At 71.5% G+C, this 18,403-nt stretch carries 15 protein-coding genes; 8 read left to right on the forward strand and 7 right to left on the reverse strand.

Going from position 1 to position 18,403, the window contains the following annotated elements; genetic code table 11:
- Nucleotides 1–23 precede the first annotated feature (23 nt).
- Nucleotides 24–2,546, forward strand: a complete 2,523-nt coding sequence (locus tag KME77_RS26590; protein WP_219471680.1) for an ATP-binding protein — start codon at nt 24–26, stop codon at nt 2,544–2,546.
- 48 nt (nt 2,547–2,594) lie between these two features.
- Here KME77_RS26590 and KME77_RS26595 read toward each other — a convergent pair whose 3' ends face one another.
- Complete coding sequence (locus KME77_RS26595; RefSeq protein ID WP_219471681.1) at nt 2,595–3,566, reverse strand: hypothetical protein; 972 nt, start codon at nt 3,564–3,566, stop codon at nt 2,595–2,597.
- 161 nt (nt 3,567–3,727) lie between these two features.
- Here KME77_RS26595 and KME77_RS26600 point away from each other — a divergent pair, with 161 nt between their 5' ends.
- Nucleotides 3,728–4,519 carry a tyrosine-protein phosphatase gene (locus KME77_RS26600; RefSeq protein WP_219471682.1) on the forward strand — a complete coding sequence of 264 codons (792 nt, stop codon included), beginning with the start codon at nt 3,728–3,730 and terminating at the stop codon, nt 4,517–4,519.
- 59 nt (nt 4,520–4,578) lie between these two features.
- On the opposite strand, the gene KME77_RS26605 is transcribed toward KME77_RS26600, so the two are convergent.
- Nucleotides 4,579–5,628, reverse strand: coding sequence for a Gfo/Idh/MocA family oxidoreductase (locus tag KME77_RS26605; RefSeq protein ID WP_219471683.1), 1,050 nt, complete (start codon nt 5,626–5,628; stop codon nt 4,579–4,581).
- Between the two features lie 18 nt (nt 5,629–5,646).
- Entirely contained in the window at nt 5,647–6,546 is a 900-nt protein-coding gene (locus KME77_RS26610) for a proteasome assembly chaperone family protein (protein ID WP_219471684.1), read from the reverse strand.
- 94 nt (nt 6,547–6,640) lie between these two features.
- On the opposite strand from KME77_RS26610, the gene KME77_RS29600 reads away from it, so the two are divergent.
- Both KME77_RS29600 and KME77_RS26620 read left to right on the forward strand, forming a co-directional pair.
- Nucleotides 6,641–6,853 carry a hypothetical protein gene (locus KME77_RS29600; RefSeq protein WP_246610793.1) on the forward strand — a complete coding sequence of 71 codons (213 nt, stop codon included), beginning with the start codon at nt 6,641–6,643 and terminating at the stop codon, nt 6,851–6,853.
- 236 nt (nt 6,854–7,089) lie between these two features.
- On the forward strand, nt 7,090–8,088 hold the full coding sequence (locus KME77_RS26620; RefSeq protein ID WP_219471685.1) for a terpene synthase family protein: 999 nt from the start codon (nt 7,090–7,092) through the stop codon (nt 8,086–8,088).
- Between the two features lie 112 nt (nt 8,089–8,200).
- On the opposite strand, the gene KME77_RS26625 is transcribed toward KME77_RS26620, so the two are convergent.
- Nucleotides 8,201–10,303, reverse strand: coding sequence for an ATP-binding protein (locus KME77_RS26625; protein WP_219471686.1), 2,103 nt, complete (start codon nt 10,301–10,303; stop codon nt 8,201–8,203).
- A 122-nt stretch (nt 10,304–10,425) separates the two neighbouring features.
- On the opposite strand from KME77_RS26625, the gene KME77_RS30080 reads away from it, so the two are divergent.
- The gene (locus KME77_RS30080; protein ID WP_281424264.1) at nt 10,426–10,551 is read left to right on the forward strand and encodes a hypothetical protein; all 126 of its coding nucleotides are present in this window, start codon (nt 10,426–10,428) and stop codon (nt 10,549–10,551) included.
- A 67-nt stretch (nt 10,552–10,618) separates the two neighbouring features.
- Here the strand turns inward: KME77_RS30080 and KME77_RS26630 are convergent, their stop codons facing one another.
- The 3 genes from KME77_RS26630 to KME77_RS30425 form a co-directional block, all read right to left on the reverse strand.
- Complete coding sequence (locus KME77_RS26630; protein ID WP_219471687.1) at nt 10,619–11,467, reverse strand: ABC transporter permease; 849 nt, start codon at nt 11,465–11,467, stop codon at nt 10,619–10,621.
- A gap of 118 nt (nt 11,468–11,585) precedes the next feature.
- Nucleotides 11,586–14,429 (reverse strand): CocE/NonD family hydrolase, encoded by a 2,844-nt coding sequence (locus tag KME77_RS29605; RefSeq protein ID WP_246610795.1) that lies wholly within the window; start codon nt 14,427–14,429, stop codon nt 11,586–11,588.
- Between the two features lie 47 nt (nt 14,430–14,476).
- Complete coding sequence (locus KME77_RS30425) at nt 14,477–14,884, reverse strand: PaaI family thioesterase (protein ID WP_219471688.1); 408 nt, start codon at nt 14,882–14,884, stop codon at nt 14,477–14,479.
- Nucleotides 14,885–14,909: 25 nt separating this feature from the next.
- On the opposite strand from KME77_RS30425, the gene KME77_RS26650 reads away from it, so the two are divergent.
- From KME77_RS26650 to KME77_RS26660, 3 genes are all read left to right on the forward strand, one after another.
- The gene (locus KME77_RS26650; RefSeq protein WP_219471689.1) at nt 14,910–16,274 is read left to right on the forward strand and encodes a cytochrome P450; all 1,365 of its coding nucleotides are present in this window, start codon (nt 14,910–14,912) and stop codon (nt 16,272–16,274) included.
- Between the two features lie 34 nt (nt 16,275–16,308).
- Nucleotides 16,309–17,097: a class I SAM-dependent methyltransferase gene (locus KME77_RS26655; protein WP_219471690.1), complete on the forward strand. Its 789-nt coding sequence runs from the start codon at nt 16,309–16,311 to the stop codon at nt 17,095–17,097.
- Nucleotides 17,098–17,158: 61 nt separating this feature from the next.
- The gene (locus KME77_RS26660) at nt 17,159–18,331 is read left to right on the forward strand and encodes a hypothetical protein (protein WP_308250917.1); all 1,173 of its coding nucleotides are present in this window, start codon (nt 17,159–17,161) and stop codon (nt 18,329–18,331) included.
- Nucleotides 18,332–18,403: the final 72 nt, after the last annotated feature.

Raw genomic sequence — 18,403 nt, forward strand, 5'->3', positions numbered from 1 at the left:
AACCACCCCGGAGGGGGTGTTAGTTGACAGGCCAGCTGCCGGAGAAGCCGCAACCGCGGCGCAGGAAGGTGCCACTGGCCGCGCCGTTCGCGGCGGGTGTCGCCGCGGCGGCGGCCAGCATCCTGGCCGCGTCCGTCGACTGGGACATCCCGCCCGTCGCCAAGGTGGGCGTGACGGTGGCGGCGGCGCTGCTCGTCGGCCTGACCACCTGGGCCACGACCGAGGGCAGGCCCAAGCGGGAGACGCCCGCCGACCCGTCCTCGCGCGCCCCCGACCAGTGGCCGCCCGTGCCCGAGCACTTCACCGGCCGCGTCGAGGCGCTCGCCGAGCTGCGCGGCGTCCTGGGGGCGCGGCGCCGGCCGAGCGACCTGTCGCCGCCGATCGTGATCTCCGTGTACGGCAGGGGCGGCGTCGGCAAGTCGGCGCTCATGGCCAGGTTCGGGCAGGAGATCTCCGGCGCGTTCCCGGACGGGCGCCTGTACGCCGACCTGCGCGGCGGCGTCGACGCCCCGGTACGCCCGGAGGAGGCGCTGATCGGGTTCCTGCGGGCGCTCGGCGTCCGCCTGACCACCGATCCCGGCGGCCTGGAGGAGCTGCGCAAGCTCTGGCTGACTTGGACGAAGGGCCGCAAGATCCTCATCGGCCTGGACAACGCCCACGGCGCCGACCAGGTCAAACCGCTCATCCCGGCCGAGTCCGGCTGCGCGGTGCTGGTGACCTCGCGCCAGCCGCTGTTCCTGAACGGCACCCACGACACGCAGCTCGGCGTGTTCAGCGAGGCGCACGGAGTGGAGCTGCTGGCCAGGCTGGCGGGCGGCGCGCGGGTGGTGGACGACCTCGCCTCGGCCAAGGAGATCGTCACGATCTGCGACTACCTGCCGCTGGCCGTCAGCATCTGCGGCGGCAGGCTGGCCACCCGCGAGCAGTGGACGCTGCGGCAGATGGCCGACCGGCTGACCGACGAGCGCCGCCGCCTCGACCAGCTGGAGCTGGCGCCGACGGTGGACAAGAGCGTACGGGCGTCCGTGCAGCTCAGCTACGACGACTGCACCGGCATGCAGCGCCGGCTGCTGCGCCTGCTGTCCGGGCTCACCTCGCCCGACGTGCCCGGCTGGGTGGCCGGCGAGCTGCTGGACATCTCCGTCCTCGACGGCGCCGACCAGCTCGAAGCCCTGATCGACGCGCAGCTCGCCGAGAGCTCGGGCGTCGACCCGACCGGGGCGATGCGCTACCGGCTGCACGACCTGGTCCGGCTGTTCGCCGCCGAGCTGGCCCAGGAGGACGACCAGGCCCGGCGCAGGGCGGCGATCGAACGGGTGCTGTCCGGCTACCGCCGCCGCGCCGAGGAGGCGGCGCAGGACCGCTGGCCGCAGGACTGGAGCCGCGGCGGGCGGCGCTCCAGCGTCGAGGGCCAGCTGCACGCGGGCGACTGGCTGAACGCCGAGCGGCTCTCCCTCATCGCCATGGTCGGCCTGGCCAGGGAGCTGGAGCTGTGGGAGCTGACCTCGGGGCTGGCCAGGGCGTTCTGCTCGCTGTGCCATTCGCTGCGGGCGTACTGGGCCGACTGGCAGGTCGTGGCCGAGGCGGGCTGCGAGGCGGCGCTGCGCACCGGCGACCGGCGCGCGCAGGGCATCGCGCTGCTCGACCGCGCGGCCGTGCAGGGCGGGCTCGGCGGGCACGAGCAGGGCCGCGCCGGCGCCGAGCGGGCGCTGGAGATCTTCACCGGCCTCGGTGAGACCTGGTGGGCGGCCAGGGCCATGCGGACGATCGGCATGGGCCTGTTCAACGACGGCCACCTCGACCGGGCGCAGGAGTACCTGATCGGCGCGATCACCGCGTTCAAGGGCGAGGAGGACTTCTGGTGGATGGCCCGCACCCAGCGCAACCTCGCCGAGATGCGCCTGGCCGAACGCCGTCCCGAGGAGGCCAGGGAGCTGCTCGAGGACGCCCTTGAGGTGTTCAAGAACGACGGCAACCGCTACTCCGAGGCGCAGACGCTGCGCGCGTACGGGGAGGTGCTGGCCGCCCAGGCGCGCGGCAGGCACCGCGAAGGGGACCACCGGGCCGCCCTCGAAGGGTTCACCAAGGCGGGCTACAGCCTCGACCGCGCCGCCGAGATGTTCCGGCAGCGGGGCGAGCTGTGGGAGGAGGCACGCTGCCTGCGGGCCGCGGGCGAGGTCGGCGACCCGTCCAACGGGCTGCGCGAGCTGGACTTCGTCCGGCGGGCCGAGGAGATCCTGGTGGCGCTCGGCGACTCCTGGGGCGTGGCCCGCAGCGCGCTGTCAGCCGGCCGGTCGCTGGCCAGGCTGGGCCGGATGGAGGAGTCCGAGGGGGAGATGCGCCGGGCCGTACAGGCGTTCGAGGAGCTGGACGACCGGTGGTGGATGGCGCTCAGCCTGCGCTACCTCGGCGAGGCGCACCTCGACTCCGGCGGGCCGCGGGCCGCGGTGGAGCCGCTGGAGCAGGCCAGGGACATTTACCGCAGTCTCGGCAACGAGGCCGGCATGCGGCGCACGCTGGAGCTCCTCAGGAGAGCGCAGCCCTGAGGAAGCGTGGCCCGCGGCGGAGAGCGCCGTCCTCAGGGGAGCGCGGTCCTAGACGGGCTGCGGCCCCGAGGCGCTGTCCTGCCGCTTGATCGGGACGGTGGAGTCGGTGTCCGCGACCGGCCCGCGCGGCTCGGGGGCGTCCGGCGCCCTCCGGACCTGGCGAGTGTCCGGCGACGTGCGGGCCTCGGGAGGCTCCGGCGGCCTGTGGAGCGCGTGCGGGTCCGGCAGCGGGATCTCGTGGTGATCCGGCAGCGGGATCCGCAGCAGCTCCCCGGCCGCCTGTCTCGCCTCGGCGATGCTCTCCTCGAACAGCTTGCGCACGTGCGCCGCCTGATCGGCCAGCTGCCTGATGTGCGTGTGGGCCATCTCGTCGTGGACGGTCTCCGCGATCAGCTGCTGGTAGTCGGGCGTACGCGCGGCCAGGGCCTCCAGCCGCCTGTGCGCGTGGAACACCTTGTCCGCCTTGACCACCTGCTTGGCGTACTGCTCCAGGTGCCGTACCCGCCGTGACAGCGACGTCCACGCCGCGTCCAGGGCCGTCGTGTACGGCTTGAACGCGTCCTCCATGCCGGACGGCAGATCGCGGGGGATGAGCCTGCCGTGCTCGGCGTGCATGGACGACAACCTGGCCAGCCGCTGGGCGATCTGCCACACCTCTTCGGGCAGCGTCACCCGGTTGTCGATGGTGTCGATCAGCCCGGCCCTGTTCACCTGGGAGGCCAGGATCGCGTCGACGGCGCTCTGGGCGCGGCGCAGCAGTCGCTGGCAGGGGTAGTCGAGGTCCTCGGGTAACACGTAGTGGGCCGCGTACTGGTAGGCGAGTTGCAGCCGCCGCTTCGTCGCGCGGTTCGTCGCGTCGACGGCCAGCCAGCGCAGCAGCGCGATCAGGCCCATGCCGAACGCGGTCACGATCACGCCCGTCGTGCCGGTCAGGATGAAGGCCAGGAGCAGGATGCCGGGCAGGACGAAGAGCAGCGTCGGGTTGTAGGAGGAGTCCATCCGCTGGCCCCGGCGAGCCATGCGGAGGATGTGCGGGCTGGACCGCAGCTGGACAGACACATCGGGAGGCAACGATGGATCTATCACCAGCCGCGGAGGCAGAGCGCGTGGATCCATACGTTCATGCTGCGTTATGAACCTCGAATCCGCTCATCTTTGAGGAGACATATAGGCTCTAACCAATGAACGCGATGACGAGATGGATCGATCTTGAAGGCGCCGTCAACGTGCGTGACCTGGGCGGACTCCCCACCAGGGACGGCGGGGTCACCCGTTACGGCCGGATTTTCCGTTCGGACAATCTCCAAGGACTCACCGACAGGGACGTCACCCGGCTGGTCACGGAGCTCAAGCTGCGCCATGTCGTCGACCTCCGCTCCAACGCCGAGGTGGCGCTGGAGGGGCCCGGCCCGCTGACCCGGGTGCCGGAGGTGACGCACCACCACCTCACGTTGTTCCCCGAGGGGGGCGTGCACACCGACGTCGAGGCCGACACCATCGACGCCGAGCGGGTGCTGCCCTGGCAGGAGCGTCAGCTCGACGAGGACCTGCGGGTGACCGGCTTCTACTACGGCTACCTGCGCGACAGGCCCGACGCCGTGGTGGCGGCCCTGCGCACGATGGCGCTGGACGACGGCGCGGTCGTGGTCCACTGCGCGGCCGGCAAGGACCGCACCGGCGTGCTGTCGGCGCTGGCGCTGGAGCTGGCGGGCGTGACCCGCGAGGCCGTCGTGGCCGACTACGTGGCGACCGGGGAACGCCTGGAGGGCGTGCTGCGGCGGCTGCGCGGCAGCGCCACGTACCGGGACGACCTGGACTCCCGGCCCGCGGACGACCACATGCCCAGGCCGCGGTACATCGAGCAGTTCTTCCAGGTGCTGGAGGAGCGGTTCGGCGGGTCGGCGGCGTGGCTGGAGTCCCACGGGTGGACGGCGGCCGACACGGAGGCCATGCGCGCCCGCCTGCGCGACTGAGCGCCGCCTCCCCCTTCGGAGACCTCAGCTTTCTGGAGACCTCGGCGCCGGCGCGCCGGTCACGAGCCCAGGGGCAGGGTGACCACCGTGCGCTCGGTCGCCGACCGGCGGGCCGCCTCGATGACGGCCAGCGCCGCGATCACCCCCTCCGGGTCCACCGGCGGCGCCGCGCCCGTGCGCAGGCACGCCTCGACGCCGCGGTAGAAGCCGAGGTACGCCCCCGCCTCGGTGGGGACCTTGACGTGGTCGTCGTCGGTGCCCAGCGTGCCCCACCTCTCCTCGTCCTCCTCGCCGAACCCCGGCGCGGCGGGTGAGGCGCTGGCGCGCAGCCGCTCCTCCTGCACGTCCAGCCCGTACTTCACGTACGCCGCCCGCGACCCCAGCACCCGGAACCGGGGCCCGAGCCGGGCGGCCATGGAGCCGGCCCACAGGTGCGACCGGGCGCCACCGGCGTGGGACAGCGCCACGAACGTGTCGTCGTCGGCGCTGACCCCCTCGCGCCGGACGTCGCTCTCGGCGTACACCTCGCGCACCGGCCCCAGGAGCTGGAGCGCCTGGTCGACCAGGTGGCTGCCCAGGTCGTACAGCAGGCCGCCCACCTCGTCCGGGCCGCCCGACTCGCGCCAGCCGCCCTTGGGCGCGGGGCGCCACCGCTCGAACCTGGACTCCAGGCGCAGCACGTCGCCGAGCCGCCCCTCCCCGGCCAGCCGGGTCAGGGTGCGGAAGTCGCCGTCCCAGCGCCGGTTCTGGTAGACGGTCAGCATCAGGCCGCGCTCGGCGGCCAGGCGGACGAGCGCGCGGGCCTCGCCGGCGGTGGGCGCCATCGGCTTGTCGATCACGACGGGCCTGCCCCGGGTGAGCGCCTCGGTGGCCAGTGGGACGTGGGTCTTGTTCGGCGAGGCGATGACCACCAGGTCGCAGCGCTCCCACAGCTCGCCCGGCTCGGCCACGGCCGCCGCGCCGTAGCGGGCGCTGACCTCGGCGGCCCGGCCGGGGTCGCGGGTGACCACGGCCGAGAGCCGCAGGCCCGGCGTGGCCTCGATCAGGGGCGCGTGGAAGTAGGCGCCCGCCGTGCCGTAGCCGACCAGGCCGACCTTGATCTCGTCCATCGGCCCAGCGTATCGGGGTTATTCGTCGTCGTGCTCGGCCAGGAAGCGCTCGAACTGGGCGGCCAGTTCGTCCCCGGTGGGCATCGGGGTGGTCTCGGCGATCAGGTTCTCCCGCTCCGAGCCGCCGGCGAACGCGTCGTACTGCTGCTCCAGGCCGTTGATGGCGGTGGACAGCTCGCTCGACGCCTGGATCTGCTCCTCGATCTCGGTCGTGGTCCGCTGGGCCGCGTCACGCAGCGCGTCCATCGGGAACAGCAGGCCGGTGCCCCGGGCGACCGCCTCCAGCGCGGCGACCGCGGCGTGCGGGTACTCGGCCTGCGACAGGTAGTGGGGCACGTGCACCGCGTAGCCGAGCGCGTCGTGGCCCTTGGCGCCGAGCCGGAACTCGATCAGCGCCGCCACGCTGCCCGGCACCTGGACGCGGCCGAAGGAGCTGGTCTGCGCGTTGATCAGCTCGGGGCGGCTGGCGTGCATGGTGATGCCGAGCGGCCGGGTGTGCGGGACCGCCATGGGGATGCCGTGGAGCGTCACCATCTTGCTCACCTTGAGCTCGTCGATGAGCACGCCCACCGCCCGGGTGAACAGCTCCCACTCACGGTCCGGCTCGGGGCCGCTCATCACGAGGAACGGGGTGCCCGTGGCGTCCTTGGTGGCGTAGACCGCCAGCTCGGGGCTCTCGCACTCGACCCATTTGTCCGTGTCGAAGGTCATGATCGGCCGTCGTGAGCGGTAGTCGAGGAGGCGATCCACGTCAAAAGTCGCCACAACCCGGTGCTCAAGCTCCGCCAGCAGGTGGCCGAGCGCCAGGCGCCCGGCGCCGCCCGCATCCACAAAGCCATCGAAATGGTACAAAAGCACCGGATCGACGAGCTCGGGCGCGTCGTCTGCGAGCTTGTAGAGGTCCGTCGGGTCGTACACGGTTGGACAGCCTTTCCCTAGGTACTCTTCTCAGAACCTACGACGAGCCGCAACGATTCCGTGCAGGGCACCCTATCGAGGGAGAATCAGCGCGGTGGACGGGGCTCCCGGGACCGATGAGTCCCCCGCCGCGATCTTCGACCTGACCGGAGCGGGTGACACCGAGGCATCGCGCGCCCATGCGGAGGCCGGAGTTCCGGCAAATCTCGCCAACAGCAAAGGTGACACTTTGCTGATGCTCGTGGCTCACCGCGATCATGCCGCGACGGTGCGGATGCTCGCCGGGTTCGGCGCCGATCGGGCCTAGGTGAACGACCGTGACCGGACATCTCTGGCGGGTGCCGTGTTCAAGAAGAAGTCTGCCGTGGTCAGAGCGTTGATCCACGCCGGAGCCGATCCGGACGGTGGCGTTCCGTCAGCTCGGGACACGGCACGCATGTTCGGCGTCGAGGAACGGTTCAGGCAGTAGCAGGTTCAAAGGGTAAAGAAAAGCCGTCATCGCGCTATATAGCCACGTTTGTTGATCGCAGAGACCATGCAAGTATGGCAACATCTTCTGCGCACGCCACACCCGTCCGCATCCCTCCGCTCCAGTGCCCGTTCGCCAACGAGGTGAACCCGCACGTCGCAGAGGCCAGCGAAGACAGCTTCGTCTGGCTGAAGCAGTCAGGCATGCTGAACGAAGCCGACATGCTGGAGCGCTACCGGGGAGCCAGGTTCGGCTGGCTCACGGCCCGCGCGTACCCGCTCGTCGACCGCGACATGCTCAAACTCCTCATGGACTGGTGCATCTGGCTGTTCGCCTTCGACGACGGCTTCTGCGAGTCCGAGGACCTCAGCAGGCACACCGCGCTCATCGCCCGCGCGCTCCCCGAGATGTTCCGAGTCCTGCACGACATCGAGACCGACCAGCCCGTGACCAACGTCTTCGCCAGGTCACTGCGGGAGCTCAAGGACCGCATCGCGGCCCACGCCGAGCGCGACCAGCTCGACCGCTGGTCCACGGCCACCAAGGAGTACATCTTCGCCCAGGTCTGGGAGGCGGCCAACCGCGAGTCCGACGTCGTCCCCACCCCCGAGGACTACGTGTTCATGCGCCGCCGCACCGGCGCCATGTACCCCGTCTACGCCCTCATCGACATCGCCGGCCGCAAGCGGCTCACCCCCGAGGAGTGGCACCACCCGGAGATCAGGGCGCTCTCCGAGCACGCCAACGACCTGGTCGTCTGGGACAACGACCTTTTCTCCTACGCGAAGGAACGCAAGCACGACAAGGCCCGGCACAACCTCGTCAACGTCCTGGTCACCCACCGCGGCTACTCGCTGCAGGAGGCGCTCGACGAGGTCGCCATGATGCACGACCAGGCCGTGGCCGAGATGGTGCGGCTACGCGCGTCCGTCGACGCCTGGGGCTCGCCCGCCGTACAGGCCTACGTACAGGGGCTGGAGCACTGGGTGCGCGGGCACATCGAGTACTCGCTGGGCAGCGCGCGCTACATGCACGCCTGGCCCTCCGGCACCCTGTGGGCCCAGGCGTCCTGAGGCCCTGACCCGAACCGAGCCCCCGTAGCACCCCGGGGGGCTGAGTCCCCGGTTCTCGGCGGGAACCCCGCCCAGGCTGAGTCCCCAGCCCTTTCCCCGACGCGACCTGTTGTCACGACGAGGCGTCCAGCTCGCCCAGCGCGAGCGCGGACGCCTCGTCCAGGTCGAGCCGCGCGCCGATCTCGAAGAGCTCCTTGTAGTGGTCGGTCCCCAGCAGCCGCTCGCACTCCTTGACGCACTTCTCGTGGTCGATGGCCAGCCAGGGCGCCCCCAGCATCGGCAGCCCGGCGGTCTTCCAGTTCTGGTGCAGGGCGCCGAGCAGCTGGGTGGCCACCTCGGCCTGCTCGGTGGCGGTGTAGACGCGGGCCGTCGTCTCCAGCGCGATCAGCGTGCCCAGCGTGTCGTGGAAGTGGCGCTTGATCCGCAGGCTCTCCTGGACGTTCGCCAGGGCGACCGACGGCCGCTCGGTGTGCAGCCGGACGACCGACAGCGCCCACTCCGCGTACGAGCTGACCCACAGCTCACCGCGCTCCCTGCACACCTGCAGGCAGTCGGTCAGCAGCGACTCGGCCTCCATCAGCTCCTGCTGCGAGGTCAGCACGATGGCCAGCTCGACGATCGCGGGCAGCAGGCCCGGGTTCAGCTCCTTGTTGTCGGTGTTGAACTCGATCGCCACGCCCAGCAGCGCGCTGGCCTTCTGCAGGTCGCCCTGGAGGAGGGCGGCCGTGCCCTGCATCTTCGAGGCCAGGATGACGGCCTTGGAGTCGCCGACCCTGACCGCCTCGGTGCTGCACTGCTCGGCCGCGGTCAGGGCTCCGCTGCTGTCGCCCTGCGCGCTGCGCACGTACGACAGCACCCACAGCGCCTTGCACCGCTCCTTGCTCACGCCGGGATTGGCGTGCAGCGCACGTTCCAGGTAGAGCCTGCCCTCGCGCACGAAACCACAGCAGACCCACATGAACCACAACGACGACAGCAGCGTCAGCGCCAGGACGGACTCACCCGGCGTGCGCAGCGCGTGCTCCAGCGCCACCCGCACGTTGTCGTGCTCCTGGCGCATCCGGACGAACCAGTAGATCTGCCTCGGGCCCGACCAGGCGTCCTCGCTGCGCTGGGCCAGGCTCAGGTAGTACTCCAGGTGCTTGTGGCGCATGTGCTCGCTCTGGCCGAGCTTGTCCAGCCACTCCTCGCCGTACTCCGCCAGCGTGTCGATCAGCTTGTAACGGACCCCGGCGTGGTTGCTCCTGATCAGCAGGATCGACTTCTCCACCAGCCCGGTGACCAGGTCGGTGATGTCCTCCGAGGGCAGCCGGTCGTCCGAGCACACGAACCTGGCGGCGTCCAGCTCGAAGTCACCGGCGAACACCGAAAGCCGCGCCCACAGCAGTCTCTCCGCCGGTTCGCACAACTCGTGGCTCCATCCGATCGCCGCGCGCAACGTCTGATGGCGCGGCAGCGCGGTACGGCTGGCTCCCGCGAGAAGGCTGAAACGGTCGGCGAGCAGCCCCAGGATCTGCTCGACCGACAGGGCCCGCAGCCGCACGGCGGCCAGCTCGATCGCCAGCGGGATGCCGTCGAGCCGGCGGCACAGCTCCGCCACCGCCCCGATGTTCTGCTCGTCCAGCACGAAATCGGGCATCACCGCGCCCGCTCGCGCCGCGAACAGCTGCACGGACTCGTTCGTGAACAGGCTCTCCGCCGGATCGTCGCCCGGCACCTGCAACGGCGGCACCGGTACCACGTGCTCGTACGGCAGGTGCAGCGACTGACGGCTGGTGGCCAGCACCTTCAGGTTGGGAGCCCGCTCCAGCAGCTCCTCGACCAGCTCGGCGCAGCCCTGCACGAGATGCTCGCACGTGTCGATGATGAGCAGCATGTCGCGCTCGCCCACCCACTCCGACAGCGACTCCGACTCGGCCCGCGACGACTGGTCGGCGATGCCCAGGGCGGAGGCGATCGTGTGCTTGACCATCCCCGCGTCCTGCAGCCTGGCCAGGTCGGCGAACCACACGCCGTCCTGGTACTGGGAGCGGACCTGATGCGCCAGCCTCAGGACCGTCCGGGACTTGCCCACCCCTCCGATACCGGTAACCGTCACCAGGCGGGACTCGCCCAGGTGTCGCTTGAGGTTGGCGAGCAAGCGGGTCCTGCCTACGAAGCTCGTCAGCTCCGCCGGCAGATTGCCTTCTCGCCGCCAGCCTGTCGGGGTGGCCATGGGCGACCTCACGGGGAATAGGCGACTACCTGCTTACGCATCGTACCCTCGTGCTCGCTGGCGGCAGGGGGTTCGGCGCACTGCCCGGGAATGGGTTTGTTCAACTGAGTAGCATGTATTCCGTGAGTGAATTTCTCCCGGAGCAGACGGGCGACGACACGGACCTCGGATGGGGCGACTGGCGCGACTCGCGCGACAGCGACGCCGACTCCTTCTACCTGGACAACAAGCCGCCCCACTGGGGATGACAAGCCCCTTTTGCGGTGGTGACAAGCCCGTTCGGCGGGGTGAGAAGCCCGTTTCGCCGGGGCGGCCCTAGCTGACCACGTCCTTCCTGCGGAAGCGGCGGAACGCCACCGCGATCAGGATGGCCGCGTACGTCACCGACACCGACGCCCCCTTGATCATGCCGCTGAAGTCCATCTCCGGCGCGATGGCGTCGAGCCAGGCGGTGTTCCAGAACGTCGGCAGGAACTCGCGCAGCGACCCCAGCGCCTCCACCGCCTGCAGGATGGTGCTGACGATCCACAGTCCCACGGCCCCGCCGACCGCGCCGAGCGGCGAGTCGGTCAGGGTGGAGATCAGGAACGCCAGCGCCGCCGTCACGAGCTGGCTGACCATCGCGTACGCGATCACGATGCCGAAGCGCGGCAGCACGTCCAGGGCCGCGATCGTCTCACCCGTGCCGGGCACCTGGATGTCGTGCCAGCCGAACGCCAGCGTGCCCGCCAGCAGCGCCATCAGCGGCAGGCAGATCACCGCCGCCGCCGAGTAGCCGAGCGCCACCACGAGCTTCTGCCGCAGCAGCCGGTCGCGCGGCACGGGGGCGGCCAGCAGGTAGCGCAGCGACGACCAGCTCGCCTCGCTGGCCACCGTGTCGCCGCAGAACAGGGCGACGGCCACGACCAGCAGGAAGTTGGCCGACACCGACAGGGCGAACGCCGCGAAGTTGAGGCCGCCAGCCGTCGCCAGGTCGGAGATGCGCAGCGCCGCCTGCCCGTTGCTGTTCGACTGCGGGCCGAACTGGAAGGCGATCACCAGGATCCACGGCAGCGCCAGCAGCAGCCCGAACATGACGAGCGTGCGGCGGCGCTTGAACTGGCGGACGATCTCGACCCGCAGGGGGAGCGTGCGGCGGGGCGCGTAGCCGGTGGCGGCGGTCATGATGCCTCCCGGCAGGTGGTGGTGTCTTCCCTCAGGCGGCCTTCCGCCTGGCGGTCCTTCGTCGAGCGGTCCTTCGCCGGGCGGGCGTCCGTCAGGTGCTTGTCCCTCAGGTGGGCGGTCATGGCGTCTGTCCGATGAGGTCGATGAACACGTCCTCCAGGCGCGGCCCGTGCCCGTTGGCAGCGGCGCCGCTGAGCAGCACCGACACCGGCCCCGCCGAGACCAGGCGGCCCCGGTGCATGACCACGACGTGGCTGCACGTCTGCTCGACCTCCGCCAGCAGGTGGCTGGAGACGATCACCGTACGGCCGTCGCGGGCGTACCGCTTGAGCACCTCGCGCATCTCCCTGATCTGGGGCGGGTCGAGCCCGTTGGTGGGCTCGTCGAGCACGAGCAGGTCCGGCAGGCCCAGCATGGCCTGGGCGATGGCCAGCCGCTGCCGCATGCCCTGCGAGTAGGTGCGCACGGCCCGTTCCAGCGCCTTGCCCAGGCCGGCGATCTCCAGCGCCTCCTCGAACCGGGCGTCCTCCATGGGACGGCCGGTGGCGGCCCAGTACAGCTCGATGTTGTCGCGGCCCGACAGGTGCGGCAGGAACCCCGGCCCCTCCACGAACGACCCGAGCCTGGACAGCACGGGAGCTCCGGGCGTCACCTGGTCGCCGAAGATGCGGACCTCGCCGGCGTCCGGCTGGATGAGGCCCATCATCATCCGCATCGTGGTGGTCTTGCCGGCGCCGTTGGGCCCCAGCAGGCCGAGCACCTGGCCGCGCTCGACCCGGAACGACAGGTCGTCCACGGCCAGCTCGCCGTTGCGGTACGCCTTGGTGAGGCCGGCGATCTCCAGCGGCAGCACGTCGTCGGCGGCCGGCGCGGTGTCCGGGTCGCTCCCGGCCGCCCGCCCGTTCCGCCGACCGGCGGGCGCGGCGCCGATGTCCATGACCTCGGCCTCGCGGGGCGAGTCGAGGCCGTCCAGCGCGGCGAGGTCGTTCAGGGCGGACATCTCACCCAGCGTGGACAGGTCGTCCGGGGTGGAGACCTCGCCGAGGGCGATCCGGTCGTCCTGGACGGTGGCGTGGCCGGCCCTGACGGTGGCGCCGGTGCGGGCCTCCTCGCCGGCCGGGACGCTCTCCCGTACCGCGCTCTCCTCACGGGCGGTCAGCCTGCGGAGCGGGCCCGGGCGGCGGCGGGACGGCTTGCGGCCCGTCGCCAGGATGACGCCCGCCACCACGATCGAGGCCAGCGGCATCGCCCACACCCACCAGTCGATCCCGGTCGCGGGCGCCTCCAGCGCGGCCACCGTCGGGACGGTCAGGGCGGGGGAGGCCAGGCCGATCCGGTACGAGGCGGGCTCGGTGGGCGTGGCGTAGGCCATGTCCGTGGTCGAGACCGCCAGCCGCACCCGGTGCCCGGCCGCGAAGGCGAAGTCGACCGTCGGCAGGGTGACCGTGGCGTCCACGCTGCCGGCTCCCTCCGGGATCGTCACGCGCAGCGGCGCGACCAGGCCGGCGGGCAGCGAGGGCGGCTGCGCGGTGTCGGCCACGTCGTACAGCTTGGCGAACAGCGTCACCTGCCCCTCGCCGTACACCCTCAGCCTGACCGAGGAGCTGCCGGTGAGCTGGAGCGGCGCGGTCAGCGGCGCCGACTCGAAGGTGGCCGCCTGGCCCGGCATGTCGAGGCCGACGCTGAGGTTGGTGGCGCCGCCGCCACCGCCGCCGAGCAGGCCGTTGACGCCCGGCACTGTCGAGATGGCGGCGGGGGAGCCGCCGGGCGGGTTGGCGACGTTCTGTTCCGGGCCGTTGAGCGTGATCGTGGTGGTCGCGGTGCCGCCGAGGCCGGGGTAGGCGCCGGACTCGGGGTGCAGCCTGATGCGCTGGCGGGTGCCCGGGTCGCGGCCGCCGTCACGCGTCACGGTGAACGGCTTGGCCACCGGCGAGCCGTCCTCCTTGAGGTAGTGGCCGAACCAGTCGGCCGTCTGCTCGTACAGCCAGTCGACCTCGCCGTTGCCGCCGTCGTGGCCGCCGTCGAACCAGGCCAGGCTCACCGGGGTGCCCGCGGCGGCGATCGCCTTGGCGTTAGCGTCGGCCTGGGCGAGCGGGAACAGCGAGTCGCGCTGGCCCTGGATGAGCAGCGTCGGGGCCTTGATGCGGCCCGCCACCGCCACCGGGCTGGACTTCCCCAGCAGCGCGATCGCCTCGGGCGTGGCCCGCCCGGTCCTGGCGACCTGCTGGTACATGTCGCAGACCGCGGGCGTGAACCTGCCGCACCTGACCTGCTCGGCGGTCAGCGGCGCCGGCTGCTGACTGAGTGAGCCCAGCCCCTGCAGCCCCTGGGACTGCACCGGGGCGCCACGGCCGAAGAAGTAGCCCGCCCACATGCGCTTGAACACGCCGTTGGCCGGCCCCTGCCCCGAGGCGTCGGGGAAGAGCGAGTCGGCCAGGTCGGCCCAGGTGATCTGCGGCACGATCGCGTCGACCCGCGTGTCGTAGGCGGCCGTCATCAGCGCGATGGCCCCGCCGTAGGAGCCGCCCGCGATGCCCACGCGCGGGTCGCCGGCCGCGTCGAGCCGCACCTCCGGCCGCGTGGCCAGCCAGTCGATGAGCTGTTTGACGTCCTTGACCTCGTAGTCGGCGGAGTTGAGGGCGATCTCGCCGGACGAGCGGCCGAAGCCGCGCGCCGACCAGGTCAGCACCGCGTAGCCGTCCTGCGCCAGCTGCGCCGCCTGCTGGCGCACGCTCTCCTTGCTGCCGCCGAACCCGTGCGCGAGCAGCACCGCCGGAGCCTTCCCGCCGCCGGCGGGCGGGAAGAACGTCGTGTCGAGCCCGACCCGCTGGTTGTCGGCCGGTCCGTCGATGACGACGATCCGCTGGTCGACGCCTCGCGACGGGGGAGCCGACGGCCACACCAGCCACGTCACCGCCCCGGCGAGCGCCAGCACCGCGACCAGCGCGGCCACACGTTTCATGCTGGTGAGCCTACTTTTCATACCTGAGAAACCCCTGAGACCCGCCGTCAACCCAAGATCGCGTAGACGGTGGACGCCCGCGCCGCGGGCTCGTCCGCACCCGCGGCCGTCAGCGTGATCTCGGAGAAGGCCAGAGTGCGGCCGAGCTTGGTGACGCGTACGTCGATCAGCACGTCCTTGCCCGTCACCGGACGCTGGAACGTCGTCGACTGCTGCACCGTCGTCATCGGCACGAACCCGCCGCGCGCCGAGGAGATCGCGATGACCGTGGCCGTGTCGGCGGCGGCCATCATCGCCTGGCCGCACAGCCCGCCGCCCTCCCGGGCCAGCGCGCCGGACCAGGGCAGGCAGACCACGGCGTGCCGCTCGCCCACCTCCCGCACGCGCAGCCCGAGCTGCTGGATCCACGGCGCGAAGTAGTCGCGCAGAATGGCCTCGCCGTCTTCTGGAGTCACGCGCCCATCATGCACGCTGGAAGGCATGCGCGAAGAGGCGAGACGCCCGGCTGTGGACAACGAGGAGACGAGGCCGCCGGCTGTGGACAACGAGGAGACGAGGCCGCCGGCTGTGGACAACGAGGGGACGAGGCCGCCGTTGAGCGAGGTGTTCCTTCCTGCCACGTACGCCGACGAGGTCCCGTACGACCTGTACGCCCGGCTTCGCCGCGAATCGCCCGTCTGCCGCATCCCCGAGCCCGCCGTCGGCCCGTGGCGCGAGGGCCCGGGCTACTGGGGCGTCTTCCGGCACGCCGACGTCAAGCACGTCCTGCGCACCCCGGCCGACTTCTCCTCCCACCTCGGCGCGACCCAGATCCGCGACCCCGACACCCCCGCCGACCTGGCGTTCGTCCAGGCCATGATGCTGAACACGGACCCGCCGGACCACTCCAGGCTGCGCAGGATCGTGGCCGCCGCCTTCACGCCGCGCGCCGTGCGGGCACTGGAACGGACGATCACCGAGCGCGCGGCGTCCCTGTTCGACAGGGGTGAGTGCGACTTCGTCGAGGTCGCCGCCGACCTGCCCGTCTGGACGCTCGCGCACGTCATGGGCGTGCCGGACGAGGACAGGCGGCTGCTGTACGACTGGGCGTCGCGGGTGATCGGCTACCAGGACGCCGACTACGCGGGCCTGTCCACGGCCGACACGGAAAGGCTCAGCCCCGTCGGCCGGCGGGCCGTCCAGGAGCGGCCCCTGCTCGGGCCGGGCGTGAACCCCCGCTCCAGGGCGGCGCTGAAGGACATGTTCGCCTACGCGCACGCCCTGGCCGGGCAGCCGCGCAACCGGTCCGTCATGTCGGCCATGATCGAGGGTGGCCTGACCGGGCCTGAGTTCGAGAACATGTTCTTCCTGTTCGCCGTCGCCGGGAACGAGACCCTGCGCAACGGCATCCCCGGCGGCCTGCTCACCCTCCTGCGGCACCCCGCCGAGCTGGCCCGGCTGCGCGAGGACCCGTCGCTGCTCGGCTCCGCGGTGGAGGAGATGCTGCGTTACTGGCCCCCCGTCATGGACTTCCGCCGTACGGCCACCCGCGACCTGACGCTCGGCGGCCGGAGCATCCGCGCGGGTGAGAAAGTGGTCGTCTACCACGCCTCCGCCAACCGCGACCCGGACGTCTTCCCCGACCCCGACCGGTTCGACATCACCCGCACCCCGAACGACCACGTCAGCTTCGGCTTCGGCCCGCACTTCTGCCTGGGCGCCCACCTGGCCCGGGTCCAGTTCCGCGCCGTCCTCACCGAGCTGCTGACCTGGGACGTCGAGCTGGCGGGCGAGCCCGTGCGCCTCACCTCCAACTTCCAGAACGGACTCAAGCACCTGCCGATCCGGTTGCGCGGAACGGGTTGACCTTGGTCCCCCCTCGCCTTCTAGGCTCGGCCGTATGGAGGACTATCTGGCGCTCAACCGTGCCAACTGGGACGACCGCGTCCCGATCCACGTGGCCAGCGACTTCTACGACGTGCCCGCCTTCAGGGCCGGGCAGTGCACGATCAGGGAGTTCGAGCTGCCGGAGGTCGGCGAGGTGGCCGGGCGCGACCTGGTCCACCTGCAGTGCCATTTCGGGCTCGACACGCTCTCGTGGGCGCGCCGGGGAGCGCGGGCCACCGGCCTCGACTTCTCCGGGAGCGCCATCACGCAGGCCAGGAGCCTGGCGGAGGAGACGGGGCTCGGGGCGAGGTTCGTCGTGGCCGACGTGTACGACGCGGCCGAGGCCCTGGGGGAGACGTACGACATCGTCTATACCGGCCTCGGGTCACTCGTGTGGCTGCCCGACCTCACCCGGTGGGCGCGGACCGTGGCGTCGCTGCTGCGACCCGGCGGCTTCCTCTACATGGCGGAATTCCATCCGTTCGCCAACATCCTGGACGACGAGACCGGGACGACCGTGAACAGCGACTACTTCCAGAGCGGCCCCGAGGTCTGGAAATATCCGCATTCGTACACCGGGTCGGAGGTGCTGGAGCACGACACCTCGGTCCAGTTCCAGCACGGCCTCGGCGAGGTGATCAGCGCCGTGGCCGCCGCGGGCCTGCGGATCGAGTTCGTGCACGAGCACGACCACACGATGTTCGCCCGCTTCCCGACGCTGGTCCGCGACGGCGCGAGCTACCGGGTCCCCGAGGGCCGGGCCAGGATCCCGCTCATGTACTCGCTGCGAGCCACGGCATGACCCCGAGCCCCACGGACATCGGGCGCATCGTTCCAGAGCGGGCACCCGTAAGATTTCCGCCGTGAAGGCTCCAGCAATCATCAACAACGTCGTCACCTGGGCCCTGCCGTACTGGACCCGGGGGCAGGCGGGGCGCGAGACACCGCCCGACCTCTTCAGGGTGCTCTACTACGGATGGCTGGTGGCGTTCACGCTCAAGCTGCTCGGCTCGGCGTGGGACGTCTCGTGGCACTTCATGTGGCTGCGCGACGACCTGGCCCCGCCGCACCTGCTCAACTCCGCGGGCACGGCGCTGGCGCTCGGGCTGACGATCGTCCACGGCTACACCGGCTACGGCGTGGACAGGCTCGCGCTGCGGCTGATCCAGTGGGGCACTGGCGTGTTCCTGGTCGCCGTGCCGCTCGACCTGATCAACCACCGAGTCAACGGTCTCGACATCACCTCGTGGAGCCCGTCGCACATGATGCTGTACACGGGCACGTTCTTCATGATCGCCGGGGTGGTCCGCGGCTGGTTCATGGGCGCGCCCGCCGGCCGCCGCCGCACGGTCGTGCTCGGCGCGTTCCTCGCCTTCTTCCTGGAGAACCTGCACTTCCCCGAGCAGCATCAGGAGTACGGCATCCTGTCGATCGGCGCCTGGGACAACAACGCCGTGTACGCCGAGCCGACGCTGCTGAGGTTCGCCGCCGACCAGATGGGACGGCCGGTGGACCGGGCGATGATGACCGCGTTCTCGCTGCCGGTGCCCGACTTCCTGTACCCCGTGTACGCGGTCGTCGGCGGGGTGAGCGTGCTGGTGGTGGCCAGGATGCTGATCGGCAGGTTCGGCGCGGCGACGCTGGTGGCGGCCTCGTACGTCGGGTTCAGGGTGCTGATCTGGCCGCTGCTGACCGTCGGCGGCTTCCCGCCCTCGGCCGTGCCGTTCTTCCTCGTCGCCGGCGGCCTCTGCGTCGACCTGGCGTTCGCGGTCCGGCTCGCGCCCGTGCGCGCGGTGGTCGGGGCCGCGCTGGCGACCGCCGCCGTCTACGGCGCGCTGGTCGCGCAGAGCGCGGTCATGGGCCAGGTGTACGCCGCGCTGAAGGGACAGACCGGACTGCTCGGCGCGCCGCCCCTGGCCACGTCGTCGGCCGTCTGGGCGGGGGTGGGGCTGATGACCGCCTGGCTCGCCTGCGAGTGGTACGCGACACGCCGCCAGCCGGCGGCCGTCCCGGTGGGCGCCCCCGCGCCCCTGTGATCGCCGCGCTTCCGTGAGGCGATCAGGCCACGGCCGCGCGGGGTCGCCGCCATCATGTAGGGCGGGCAGGCG

The organism is Nonomuraea rhizosphaerae (assembly GCF_019396405.1).
Classification (GTDB): Bacteria; Actinomycetota; Actinomycetes; order Streptosporangiales; family Streptosporangiaceae; genus Nonomuraea; species Nonomuraea rhizosphaerae.